Genomic DNA, 12,277 nt, shown 5'->3' on the forward strand with positions numbered 1-12,277 from the left:
CGCCTCCCGGATCCGGGGCAGCGCGCTCGACCGGTCCTCGACCTCCAGCCGCAGCCGCCGCTCCACGCCCGGCAGCACCCGGGCGGTCACGATCGCGGCGCCGTCGGTGTGTGTCAGCGCGTTGGTGATCAGCTCGTCGGCCACCAGTTCGATGTCGTCCGACCGGTCCTCCGCGCCCCACGCCCGTACCGCCGCCCGGACCATGTGACGTGCCGACGACAGCGCCTCGGGCTCGTCCTGCCCCACGTGCTGCTGGAGCCGGCCGCCGGTCCTGCCCGCGTACGCGCCCCGCCTGCGCAGCAGCAGTACGGCGACGTCGTCCTCGCCGCCCCGCTCGTCCACCACCGCGCACAGCTGGTCGGCCAGCTGCTGGAGGTCGCGCGGGCCGCCCGCGATCACGCCGGCCAGTCGCTGCATGCCCTCGTCCAGATCGGCGCCGGGCATCTCCACCAGTCCGTCGGTGTAGAGGACCAGCGTCTGCCCGGGGTCCAGCTCGACGGTGTTCACGGGGTATTCGAGCCGGCCGAACTCCGCCGACAGCCCCAGCGGCAGCCCGCCATCGGCGGGCAGCCGGCGGCAACTGCCGTCGGTGTCCCGGATCATCGGGTCGACATGGCCGGCCCTGACCATCCGGACGACGCCGGTGGCCAGGTCGACCTCCGCGTAGACACAGGTCGCGAAGCGGTCGGTGTCGAGTTCGTGCAGGAAGACCGAGGCCCGCGCCATCACCGTGGCCGGGGTGTGGCCCTCGGCCGCGTACGCCCGCAGCACGATCCGCAGCTGTCCCATCACGGCCGCGGCGTCGGTGTCATGGCCCTGTACGTCGCCGATGACGGCTCCGACCCGGCCGCCGGGCAGCGGGATGACGTCGTACCAGTCACCGCCGACATCCCTGCCGAGCCGGGCCGAGCGGTAGCGCACGGCGATCTCCGCGCCGGCCACGGCCGGGATCCGGCGCGGCAGCATCGCCTGCTGGAGCCCTTCGGCGAGATCGTGCTCCTGCTCGAAGAGCACGGCGCGCTGGAGGCTCTGCGCGATGCTGCTGCCGAGGGCGACCAGCAGATTGCGGTCCTCGGCGGTGAAGCCGATCTTGTCGCCGTAGAGCAGTCCGACGGCGCCGATGGGGCGGCCCTGGGCGACCAGGGGCAGATAGGCGGCGGAGGTGATGCCGAGGTGGCTGATGTGGGGCCAGAGGCCCGAGTAGGAAGTGGCGAAGTCGTCCGCCGACTCGATGAACCGCGGGGCGAGCGTACGGATCACCTCGCTCATCGGGTACTCCTCGTCCACCCGTGTGACGCGCGTCCCCGGTACGAAGGAGCCCGCGGGCCCCTCGGCGACCAGATGGATACGCCCCGAGTCGAGGAGGCCCATGACCATGCTGGTGGCGCCGAGGTGTTCGAGGCCGTCGGACTCCTTGAGCACGTCGATGACGTCCTGGACCGTTCTGGCGTGCGCGAGGGCGGCCGTCGCGCCCTCGACGACCGTGGTCCGGCGCCGGCGCTCCTCGTCGAGTTCGAGCCGCGCCATCGAGTCGGCGAGTTCCTGGGTCGCGTCGCGGATGATGCCGATGAGACGGCGCGGACGGCCTTTCCCGTCGCGGCGGACGGAGCCCTGCGTGTGGGTCCAGCGCAGCGTGCCGTTACCGCGCCGGACGCGGAAGTAGGCACCGTAACCCTCGCTGCCGCCGCTGATCGCCTCCTCGACGACCGCGTCGAGCCGGGCACTCTCGCCGGGCGGCAGGCGCTCCATGATCTTGGCGCGCGTGCCGTCGTACTCGTCGTGGCGCAGATCGAAGATCTCCAGTGCCACCGGGTCCAGGTGGAGCAGACCGCTGGTGAGATCCCAGTCGAAGCAGCCCATGCCGTTGAGGGCCAAGCTCAGTTCCGGCTTCGCGGGCCAGTCGTCGGGGAGCGACGGGGGCCCCGCTTCCCGATCAACCATGGCGTCACTCTGTCATCATTTGTCGGATATCTCGACCGGTCAGGCATACGCGGAGGACGGCCGCCAGGTGTGGGCGGATCAGCCCTGGAAGGTGGCGGGCCCGGCCGGGTCGCCCTCGGGCGCCGCGGGGACGGAGCCGTCGCCGGGCAGCGGGCCGGGGTCGCCGTCGAGCGGCCCGTCGGAACCCGGCCGCTCCGGGGACATCGGCATCACCGGGTAGCCGGGGTCGGTGCCGCCGTCGGGATCCTCCGACGGCGCGCAGTCGCGCGGGTCCGCCATGGGCTCGGACCACTGCTCGTCGGGCGCCGGGACGTCGGGCGTGCGGCAGTCGGGCGAGGGAGCGGTCTCGGACGCGTCCGGATCCGGGACGGCCGGATCGGAACGGCCCGGGTCCGGGCTGTCCGAGCCGCCGTCGTCCGGCGCGGGCGGCTCCAGCGACGGGTCGATGATGTCGGTGTCCGGGGGGTACGGGGGCGGCACCTCGGGCTTCTTGTCCTGGTCACCGTCGGTGCCGGTCTTCCGCTCAAGCCAGGCGTGGTCGACGGCGTCGACGATCACCAGGGCCTTCACGACCTGGGTGCCGCGGTTGACCACGACGACCCGGTCGGGCCGGTAGCCGCTCCACGGCGTGCCCTGGTGGGGCGCGTCGGCGCGCAGCGCGACGGCCGGGCGCAGCGGGTTCCCGCAGGCGCAGCGGACCCTGGGCAGTCCGCGGTCGTCGACGAGGACGGCGGTGCCGCTCTGGAGTACGGCCTGGAAGGCGGCGGCCGCGCCGCCTTTGTAGCCGTGGTTCGTGACGCGTACGTCGGCGCGCAGCACGACGGGAGTGAGCCCGCGCAGGAATGTCGGGACGGCTGTGGGGCCGACGCCGACGACGCGGGCGAAGGCGGTGGCCTTGGCGCGGTCGGCGGTCAGGAGGCGGACCTGCGCGTCGACGTCGCAGCTGGGTGCCGATTTCGTACCGCCGTACAGCCCGGCGATGGCGCCGGAGACGGAACGCAGCGCCTGGGGGCTCGTGGTGGGGGCGCTCGGACCGTCCGGTTCGCCGGACGAGGCCGGTCGGCTCGGCGACGGCGGCGACGGCGGCGACGGTGGCGGCGAGGGGTCCGCGTCCGGCATCGGCGCCGCGGTCGACTCGGTGAAGGGGTGGGGACCCGGCGCGGCGAGGGGCTGGAGGGTGACCTTCATGGCGGCCGCCGCCTGTGCCGCTCTCGCCGCCCGTGCGTCCTTTCCGACACCGTCCTCGCCGCAGCCGGCCGTGATCAGGATGCCGGCCGACAGCACGGCGAGCGCGGCGTGCCGACGGCGAACGGGTAGGCGTCGCACAGGGTCTCCCAGCTGTTCGTCCTGTCCGGAATGTGACTCCATATCTGCCGGACACCGGGCCGCCCCGCAAGCGGGGGCGGCGGACGGGGGACGCACCGCTACGTCGAGCGCCGGACGGGCTGTCCGCCCGTCCGGCGCTCGACGACTTGACCGCTGACGCTCTCGGGCGCGTGCTAGGTCGGGTCTTCGAAGTAGCGCCGTCCGCCCGCAGGGCGGGGCCCGCGGCGGCTGGTGCGGTACATCGCAAGACGGAGGATCGGCCTCGTACCGGGCGTACTCGGCCGACTCCGACAACGCGGCCAGGTGCCGCCCGCCGCGGCAGCGGCTGATGTCACTGCGGCGTCGCAGGCCAGGCGGGACTTCGAAGACACGACCTAGTCGATTCCCTGCAGGATGTGCGGCTCCGCGAGGTCGTCCTCGTAGCCCGCCAGCCTGATCGGCGCGGATCTCGCCCACACCTCGATGTTCCGGAGCTTCTGGGGACCGCCGCTCCGTTCACCGCCTCGTTCCGCCGGGCTGTTCTCGTGCTGAGCCTTCTCAGGTGTCACCGCGCACTCCTTTGTGTCGCGTAACCCCGGGCGCACCGACTCCGGACTCGTCCGGGCGCCGACCGCCGACTGGGGGCAGGGGCAGGGATGGTTCGGTCGCGGTGGCGCCGGTTTTCGGGCGGGGCGGCGGCCTGGTTGCAGACCTGTCCCGGGACGGCCGAGGAACCTTCGTGGGTCCCTGGGTGACGTCCGTGCGCCTTACATTAACCAAATGAGCACGGGCGCGCTCGATGGGGCCCGAGAAGGGGGTCACTTCCGGACAGCACCCGGACGGCGGCCCGCCCTTTGCCAGTTGGCGGTGTCCGGGCGGTTTCTACCAGTTGGCCGGCGCGTAGTCCTTGAGGAAACAGCCGTACAGATCCTCGCCGCCCTGGCCGCGCACGATCGGGTCGTAGACACGCGCCGCGCCGTCGATCAGGTCGAGCGGGGCGTGGAAGCCCTCGTCGGCGAGGCGCATCTTGTCCGGGTGCGGGCGCTCGTCGGTGATCCAGCCGGTGTCGACGGCGGTCATCAGGATGCCGTCGGACTGGAACATCTCCTGCGCGCTGGTCCGGGTCAGCATGTTGAGCGCGGCCTTCGCCATGTTCGTGTGCGGGTGGCCGGCGCCCTTGTAGCCGCGGCTGAACACACCTTCCATCGCCGACACGTTCACGACGTACGTGCGCCCGGCCGCCGCTGCCGCCATCGCCGGGCGCAGTCGGCTGATCAGGATGAACGGCGCGGTGGAGTTGCACAGTTGGACTTCGAGGAGCTCCACGGGATCGACGTCGGAAACCGTCTGGATCCAGCTGTTGGTGTCGTGCAGATCGGGCACGAGCCCGCCCGCGTCGATCGCCGTACCCGCCTCGATACGGGCGAGCGTGGCCGAGCCGCCGACCAGGGCCAGACCGGTGATGTCCGACGCGCTCAGCGCCTGCCCGCCGGCGGCGGGCAAAACGGCCTGCGCACCGCTGCCGAACGCGCCGATGACGTGCGAGGAAGGGAGTTCCCCTGCGGGCAGCGGCGCGGACTCGGCCGCCAGCAGCTCGCTGTAGGCCCCCGGGGAGCGGCGTACCGTCTGCGCGGCGTTGTTGATGAGGATGTCCAGCGGACCCTCGGCGGAGACGGAGTCGGCGAGGGCGACGACCTGGGCCGGGTCGCGCAGGTCGATCCCGACGATCTTGAGGCGGTGGATCCAGTCGGCGCTGTCCTCCATCGCCTTGAAGCGGCGGATCGCGTCGCTGGGAAAGCGGGTGGTGATGGTGGTGTGCGCGCCGTCGCGCAGCAGGCGCAGCGCGATGTACATGCCGATCTTGGCGCGGCCGCCGGTCAGCAGGGCGCGCTTGCCGGTGAGATCCGTGCGCGCGTCCCGGCGGGCCCGGTTCTCGGCCGCGCACGACTGGCAGAGCTGGTGGTAGAAGGCGTCGACCTCGACGTAGCGGGACTTGCAGATGTAGCAGGAGCGCGGCCGTTGGAGGATTCCGGCGATGTCACCGGCGACCGAGGACGAGGGCAGCAGGCCCTGCGTCTCGTCGTCGATGCGCTCCGCGGAGCCGGTGGCGGTGGCCTCGGTGACCGCCTTGTCGTTGGCGGTCTTCGCCGCCCGGCGCTCCTGGCGGCGTCGCTGCTTGACGGTCCGGTAGATCCCGGCGGTGGCGCGGCGTACGGCGACGGCGTCGGGGTGGTCGACGTCGAGCTTGTCCAGCTCGTCGAGCACGGCCAGGCAGACGGCCATGCGCTCGGGGTCGATTCCGGGGCCGTGGGCGGCATCCGGTGCGCTCTCGCCGAATGTGGTCGCGTCATCTGTCAACGTCATCGCCGGTGCCGTTCCCTATCCCTCGTCACTCACCCGTCCGGGGCCCGTCAAGCCCCGCACGGATACGGCCGTCCGGCCGAGCGGCCTCGAACAGTTTGCCATGAGGTACCGGGCAATTTGTTCACGCTCAACTACACATAAAGGTGAATAAGGGGGCAGAATGGTCGTGTACCGCTCGATCCGGTGCAGCACGGTCGCACCTCTCAGACCGAAGGAGTCGAGACTCATGGCCGATGTTTCACACACCAGGGGAGATGTAGGTTCTCGCCCCGGTGTATCCGACACCAGGGGAGACATAGGCGCTCACCCTGACGTACCAGAGATGCGGGCCAGGTACGCCCGCGTGCTCGGTGGACGTGATGTGGCGCTGCTGGACGGCCCGATCTTTCTCGCCGGCCTGTTCATCGCCCTCTCACCGTGGATCCTTCACTACACGACCAACCAGCCGGGTCTCGTGGTCCACAACGTGGTCATGGGAATCGCGATCGCTGTGCTGGCCCTCGTATTCTCCGCCACACCGACCCGGACGTACGGCTTCAGCTGGGCCCTCTGCCTGATGGGCGCCTGGATGATCGCGGCACCATGGGTCGTCGGTTCCAGCCCGGACCGCGGTGTGTTCCTGAGCAATGTGATCGCCGGTGGACTCGTCGCCCTGCTGGGCCTGATCTGCGCCGGCGCGGCACTGATGGCGGGCCGCAAGCGCAGCCGGGCGGTCCGGTCGGGCCAGATGAATGAGCCGGTACGGACGTAGCCGGGTCACCCCACCGACGTGTGCGGACCCGTCCGCCCGGCCGATCGGTACGGCTCGACGCGACTCGGCTCGACGCGACTCGGTACGGCTCGACCGGGTACGGCTCAGCCGGCGGCCGTCGCCGGGACGCGCGACGGCTCCGGGACGCGGATCCCGAGGAACGGCATACGGCGGCGGAGCCGGAAGCCCAGCGCCTCGTAGAGCCGGATGGCGTTCTCGTTGTCCCCGGCCGCCTGGAGGAACGGGGTCTCGCCGCGCTCCTTGATCCCGGCGGCCACCGCCAGGACGAGCCGGGCGCCCAGCCCCTGGCCGCGGAAGTCCGGCGCCGTACAGACCGCGCTGATCTCCGTCCAGCCCGGCGGGTGCATCCGCTCCCCCGCCATCGCCACCAGCTCACCGCCGCGTCGGATGCCCAGATACGTACCCAGCTCGATGGTGCGCGGCCGGAAGGGCCCCGGCCTGGTGCGGTCCACCAGGTCCAGCATCTCCGGCACGTCGGCGGCGCCGAGCACCACCGCCTCCTCGTCGTGAACCGCGTCGACCGACTCGTCGACGAGCTGGACGCCGTCCACCTGGAAGGTGACCTCCCAGCCGTCCGGTGGCAGCACGCTCGCCCCGGCGAGCGTGGCCGTCCCGTCGACTCCGACCAGAGGCGCGGCGTCCGCCCAGTCCCGCGCGTCCGGCTCGTCGGGCAGGGCGAGCCAGGTCGACACCTCGGCCCGGTAGCCGAGCACCCGGCCGCGCCGCTCGGCGAAGTGGGCGTGCGGGCCGGTCAGTCCGGCCAGTACGGGATTGTCGAGCGGGTGGTACGTCGGGCCGCCGGGCGAGGGGACCGGCCCGGCGGCGCTCACGAGGCGACCTCGATCACGATCTTGCCGAGCGCGTGCCCGTCCTCGACGGTGCGCAGCGCCCGCGCCGCCTCGGCCAGCGGGAACGTACGCGTCACATACGGCCGCAGGGTGCCGGACACCACCAGCGCGGCCACCTGGTCGAGGACGGCGGCCGTGCGCAGCCGTACGACCGCGGCGCCGCCCAGCTCCACCACACGCGGCTTGGCCCCGGCGCTGATCAGCTTCGTCAGGTCCGGGACCAGCCCGGCGACGGCCTCCAGGTCCGCGCCGCCGACGAGGTCGAAGACCGCGTCGACGCCCTCGGGGGCGGCGGCGCGCACCCGCTCCTGGAGTCCGGGGCCCGGCGGGACATGGACCGCGCCCAGCGATTCCACGAAGTCCTTCTTGCCCGCACTCGCCGTACCGATCACGCGGAGGCCGACGGCCGTCGCGATCTGTGTCGCGGCCACGCCCACGCCGCCTCCGGCGCCGGTGATCAGCAGCGTCGACCCGGCGGGCAGGGCCAGTTGCTGGATTCCGTCGTACGCGGTCGCCCCGGCGACGGGCAGGGCCGCCGCGTCCGCGAACGACACGGCGTCCGGCTTGTGGGCGGTGACGGCGGCGGGCAGCAGGGTGTACTCGGCGTATCCGCCGGTGAGGGTGGAGCCGAACACGGCGTCCCCCACGGCGAATCCACGCACGCCCTCGCCGACCTGCTCGACCACGCCCGACGCCTCGCTGCCGAACACGGTGGGCAGCGGCTTCGGGGTCGAGCCCGGCCGGGTGTAGCCGGTGCGCAGCTTCCAGTCGACGGGGTTGACGCCCGCCGCCCGGACGGCGACGAGGAGTTCGCCGGGGCCGGGGGCCGGCCTGGGCAGGTCGACGAAGGCTTCGCCCTCCGGGCCGCCGAACCGGGTGTAGACGTACGCCTTGGGCATGTGATCCCTCGCTCTGACTGCTGACGTCGGTGGCCGGACCAGGGCCTGTCCTGGGACGGCAGCAGTGTCAAGCCCGGGTTCCGACCTGCTTATTCCCGGTGTGACGCACTGTTCATACCGCCGCCCCCGGGCGCCGGGCAAAGGCCCGGCGCCCGGGAACGGGTCCGGTTCAGGAGTTCCCGCACTCCATCGAGGCCGGGTCGGACGCGTCGCGGATCAGGGCGTCGTGTGCCGCCTTGAGCCGCTTGACGTCGGGCTTCATGACCTTGCGGTCGTAGGTGAGCAGCCCGTTGAGTTCACCTTCCACATCGGTGATCTGGGTGTAGACGGCTCCGTTGCTCCCCCGGCAGGCGAGGTCGCGTACGTTGTCGAGCTGGCCCAGGTACTCGTCCGTGTACTTCTCCTGGTCGACGCCCACATAGGTGTGCTGGACCGGCCAGGCGTGGCCGGGTACGGCGAGCCCGAGGCCGCCGTACTCGCCGCTGACCAGCGCCCGTTTCCCGTCCGGCGCGGGCAGCAGGGGCGTGGGATAGCCGTGCGCGTCGGCGATGTCGCCGTTCTTGCCGTCGACGGCCCCGCAGCAGTTGACGCCGCTCATGTTGTTGACGAGTCGGGTCGGGTCCCAGCCCTTGGCCTGGTCGGCGATCCGCGCCTGGTCGTACTGGCCCCAGCCTTCGTTGAAGGGGACCCACATGATCACCGAGGGGCTGCTGGCGTGCTGGTCGATCATCTCCTTCATCTCGTGCTCGAACTGGGCCGCGGCGGGGGCGGCCGGGGACTTCGGCATCGACGGCATGTCCTGCCAGACGAGAAGCCCCAGCTTGTCCGCCCAGTAGAACCACCGGTCCGGCTCCACCTTGATGTGCTTGCGCACCGAGTTGTAGCCGAGGTCCTTGTGCTTCTTGAGGTCGAACACGAGCGCTTCGTCGGTCGGCGCGGTGTGCAGTCCGTCCGGCCAGAAGCCCTGGTCGAGCGTGGCCATCAGGAAGACGGGCTTGCCGTTGAGCACGGTGCGCGGCACTCCGTCGACCTTCTCGACGGCGATGGAGCGCATACCGAAGTAGCTGTCGACCCGGTCGCCGGACTTCTCACCGCCGATTCTGACGTCGAGCTTGTACAGGTACGGATCCTCCGGTGACCACAGGCGCGGGTCGGGCACGGGCACGCTGAGCGGCGCTCCCGTACGGCCCCTGACCGTGCCCACCTTGCGCTTGCCCTCGTACGCGGTGGCCGTCACCGGCACCCCGTCGCGCACGCCGCGCACCTCGACCGCCAGCTTCTCGCCCGTGATGTCCGGGGTGAGCTTCAGCGAGTCCGCGTGGTCGGTGGCGACCGGCTCCATCCAGACCGTCTGCCAGATACCGGACGAGGAGGTGTAGAAAATGCCGCTCGGATCGAGGCGCTGCTTGCCCATGGGCGGGTTCTCGCCACCCGGAGCGTCGGTCGGGTCGTACACGCCGACGATCAGTTCCTGCGTACGGCCGGGCTTGAGCGCGTCGGTGATGTCGACGGAGAACCGGTCGTAGCCGCCCTTGTGTTCGGTGACCTTCTTGCCGTTGACGTAGACGGTGGACTGCCAGTCGACGGCGTCGAAGTTCAGCTTGAGGCGCTTGGCCGCCTTGCCGTGGTCGCCCTTACGGCCGTCGCCGATGTCCCAGCTCTTGGGCACGGTGAAGGTACGGCGGTACCACATCCGGTCCTCGTGCCGTTCGAGTCCGGAGAGCTGTGACTCGACGGGGTACGGGACGAGGATCTTCTCGTCCAGCTTCTTGCCCACCGGCGGGCGCTCGCCCTGCTCGGCGGCGGCGAACTGCCACTCGCCGTTGAGATTGCGCCACGCGTCGCGGGTCATCTGCGGACGGGGGTACTCGGGCAGCGCGTTGTCGGGGCCGACGTCCTTGGCCCAGGGGGTGGAGAGCTGGTACTCGGACTTGTTCGGTCCGCTGCTCCAGAACTCACCGACGGGGTCGGCGTCCCGGGAGGCGAGGCCGCCCCGGCCGTCGTAACGGATGTCGGCGGAGCCGCCCTTGCCGACCACGGGTTCCTTGAGGCCGACGAGCAGGCTGCGGGCGTTGGCGGGGTCCCTCTTGACCGAGGTCATCGGCCACTGGGCGCCGCCGATGATCGCGTCGAGGTGGCCGGCGAGACCGGCCGGGATCGCGGCGAGCTCCTGTGCGAACTCCATCCGCAGCGTGCGGCCGTCGGCGAGCACGGTGGTGGCGATGGGACCGTCGTACGCGTAACCGTCGGGCAGGCGGAACGCCGAGGTGGGCACCGGCTCTTTCGCGCCACCGGGTTCGGTCCACCGCAGATGGAGGTTCGAGCCTCCGACGTTCTCGAAGAACTCGACCTTGATGTCGTACGCCTTGCCTCCGGTGAGCTCGACCGGGTCGGCGGTCTGCTCCCTCTCCCAGTCGTCGACCCAGTGGTCGATGACGATCTCGCCGTCGACCCACAGCCGGAAGCCGTTGTCGCCGATCATCGAGAAGGTGTGCGGGCCGCTCTGTTCAGGGACGATCTTCCCGGTCCAGCGGACGGTGGCGTGGTCGGCGCTGCCGGTGGCCGTGGCGAGTCGGGATTCGAGGCTGTCGAAGTCGATCTGGGGGTCGAATCCGGTGGCCTTCAGCTCGTGGAAGTCGAAGGCGCCGGGCGCGGACGAGGAGTAGTACTCGCCCTTGAGTCCATGGGGCACGACCGGGTCGTTCGCGGCCGATGCCGACGGGACCGCCGTGAGTCCGGCGACGCCCAGGACGGCGGCGAGCAGAAGCGCGAGATTTCTTCGGATGCGCACAAATCCTCCTTGGAACTGAGGGTGGCGGCTCGTTGCGACAGTCTGTACAACGTTGGAAGGAACGGCAGTTGGCATGACAACATGCCGTTCCACTTGCTGTCCAGGGCCATGACAAAGCCCCGTCCCGCAACGTATATAACGTTGTACAGATTGGGCAGGGGCGACCTTCGGGCCGACCTCGGAGGGGAAATACGGTGACCGTCAGCCTCAAGGACGTCGCGGAGCGCGCGGGCGTCTCCATCAAGACCGTTTCGAATGTGGTGAACAACTACCGGCATGTCACCCCGGCGATGCGGGCCCGGGTCCAGCTCGCCATCGACGAGCTGGGCTACCGGCCGAATCTCACGGCCCGGCATCTGCGCAAGGGGCGCACCGGGATCATCGCGCTGGCGGTGCCGGAGCTGGGCAACCCGTACTTCGCCGAGCTGGCCGGTTCGGTCATCGACGTGGCGGCGGAGCACGAGTACACGGTGCTGCTCGACCACACAGGCGGCCGCCGTGAGCAGGAGGTCCTGGTCAGTCAGGGCTTCCGGGCACGGGTGATCGACGGGCTGATCCTGAGCCCGATCGAGCTGGAGACCGAGGACCTGCTCGGCCGGGACCAGGACGCGCCGCTGGTGCTGCTCGGCGAGCGGGAGTACGACCTGCCGTACGACCACATCGCGATCGACAACGTGGCCGCCGCCCGGATGGCGGTACGGCACCTGCTCGGTCTCGGCCGGTCGACGATCGCGTTCCTGGGCGCCAGGACCGACCGGGTCAACGAGCCGTCACATCTGCGACTGCGCGGCTGGCGCGCCGAGCTGAAGGCGGCGGGACTGCCGGCGCCGGACTCCCTGATCGCCCCGACGGGCGGCTGGGACCACGCCAACGGCGCCGACGCGATGAATCAGCTGCTCGACTCGGGCGTGACGCCCGACGCGGTCTTCGCCTACAACGACCTGATCGCCATCGGGGCGATGCGGGTGCTGTCCGAGCGGGGGCTGCGGGTCCCCGAGGACGTCGCGGTCGTCGGCTTCGACGACATCACTGAGGGCCGTTACGGAGCTGTGACCCTCACCACCATCTCGCCGGACAAACAGACCATCGCCCGGCTCGCCGTGCGCTCCGTCGTCAACCGGCTGCTGGGCACCGGAGACCCCGTCGGCAACGGCTCACGCGAACTCCGCGCCGATTTCCGGCTGGTGGAGCGGGAGAGCACACTCGGCCACCGCCGGGACCGCGACTGAGACCGCCACCGGCACCCACACGTACAGCCGTTATCGCGCGAAGGCTTTACAGCCTCCGTACAACGATGTAAAAACCGTTCCGAACGACTCACCACAAACACTCCAGCAGTCCGTACGAGCCGACCTCC

General features: G+C 71.0%; 9 protein-coding genes. 2 read left to right on the plus strand and 7 right to left on the minus strand.

Features of this window, described 5'->3' with window-relative positions:
• The 4 genes from P3L51_RS13710 to P3L51_RS13725 form a co-directional block, all read right to left on the minus strand.
• Positions 1 to 1,941, minus strand: a 1,941-nt coding sequence (locus P3L51_RS13710; protein ID WP_354605456.1) for a SpoIIE family protein phosphatase, incomplete at its 3' end; no start/stop codon positions are given.
• Positions 1,942 to 2,019: 78 nt separating this feature from the next.
• Positions 2,020 to 3,267 carry a DUF6777 domain-containing protein gene (locus P3L51_RS13715; RefSeq protein ID WP_354605457.1) on the minus strand — a complete coding sequence of 416 codons (1,248 nt, stop codon included), beginning with the start codon at positions 3,265 to 3,267 and terminating at the stop codon, positions 2,020 to 2,022.
• Positions 3,268 to 3,641: 374 nt separating this feature from the next.
• Complete coding sequence (locus P3L51_RS13720; RefSeq protein WP_354605458.1) at positions 3,642 to 3,815, minus strand: hypothetical protein; 174 nt, start codon at positions 3,813 to 3,815, stop codon at positions 3,642 to 3,644.
• Between the two features lie 313 nt (positions 3,816 to 4,128).
• Positions 4,129 to 5,610 carry an SDR family NAD(P)-dependent oxidoreductase gene (locus P3L51_RS13725; RefSeq protein WP_354605459.1) on the minus strand — a complete coding sequence of 494 codons (1,482 nt, stop codon included), beginning with the start codon at positions 5,608 to 5,610 and terminating at the stop codon, positions 4,129 to 4,131.
• Positions 5,611 to 5,836: 226 nt separating this feature from the next.
• On the opposite strand from P3L51_RS13725, the gene P3L51_RS13730 reads away from it, so the two are divergent.
• Positions 5,837 to 6,361 (plus strand): SPW repeat protein, encoded by a 525-nt coding sequence (locus tag P3L51_RS13730; RefSeq protein WP_354605460.1) that lies wholly within the window; start codon positions 5,837 to 5,839, stop codon positions 6,359 to 6,361.
• A gap of 104 nt (positions 6,362 to 6,465) precedes the next feature.
• Here the strand turns inward: P3L51_RS13730 and P3L51_RS13735 are convergent, their stop codons facing one another.
• From P3L51_RS13735 to P3L51_RS13745, 3 genes are all read right to left on the minus strand, one after another.
• The gene (locus tag P3L51_RS13735; protein WP_354605461.1) at positions 6,466 to 7,212 is read right to left on the minus strand and encodes a GNAT family N-acetyltransferase; all 747 of its coding nucleotides are present in this window, start codon (positions 7,210 to 7,212) and stop codon (positions 6,466 to 6,468) included.
• Positions 7,209 to 8,129 (minus strand): NADP-dependent oxidoreductase, encoded by a 921-nt coding sequence (locus tag P3L51_RS13740; protein ID WP_354605462.1) that lies wholly within the window; start codon positions 8,127 to 8,129, stop codon positions 7,209 to 7,211. Before P3L51_RS13740 ends, P3L51_RS13735 begins: the two co-directional genes overlap by 4 nt.
• A 169-nt stretch (positions 8,130 to 8,298) precedes the next feature.
• Entirely contained in the window at positions 8,299 to 10,995 is a 2,697-nt protein-coding gene (locus tag P3L51_RS13745) for a PA14 domain-containing protein (protein WP_435594443.1), read from the minus strand.
• Positions 10,996 to 11,114: 119 nt separating this feature from the next.
• Between P3L51_RS13745 and P3L51_RS13750 the strand changes: the two genes are divergently transcribed.
• The gene (locus P3L51_RS13750; RefSeq protein ID WP_354605464.1) at positions 11,115 to 12,149 is read left to right on the plus strand and encodes a LacI family DNA-binding transcriptional regulator; all 1,035 of its coding nucleotides are present in this window, start codon (positions 11,115 to 11,117) and stop codon (positions 12,147 to 12,149) included.
• Positions 12,150 to 12,277: the final 128 nt, after the last annotated feature.

Source organism: Streptomyces panacea (genome assembly GCF_040560175.1).
Taxonomy (GTDB): domain Bacteria; phylum Actinomycetota; class Actinomycetes; order Streptomycetales; family Streptomycetaceae; genus Streptomyces; species Streptomyces panacea.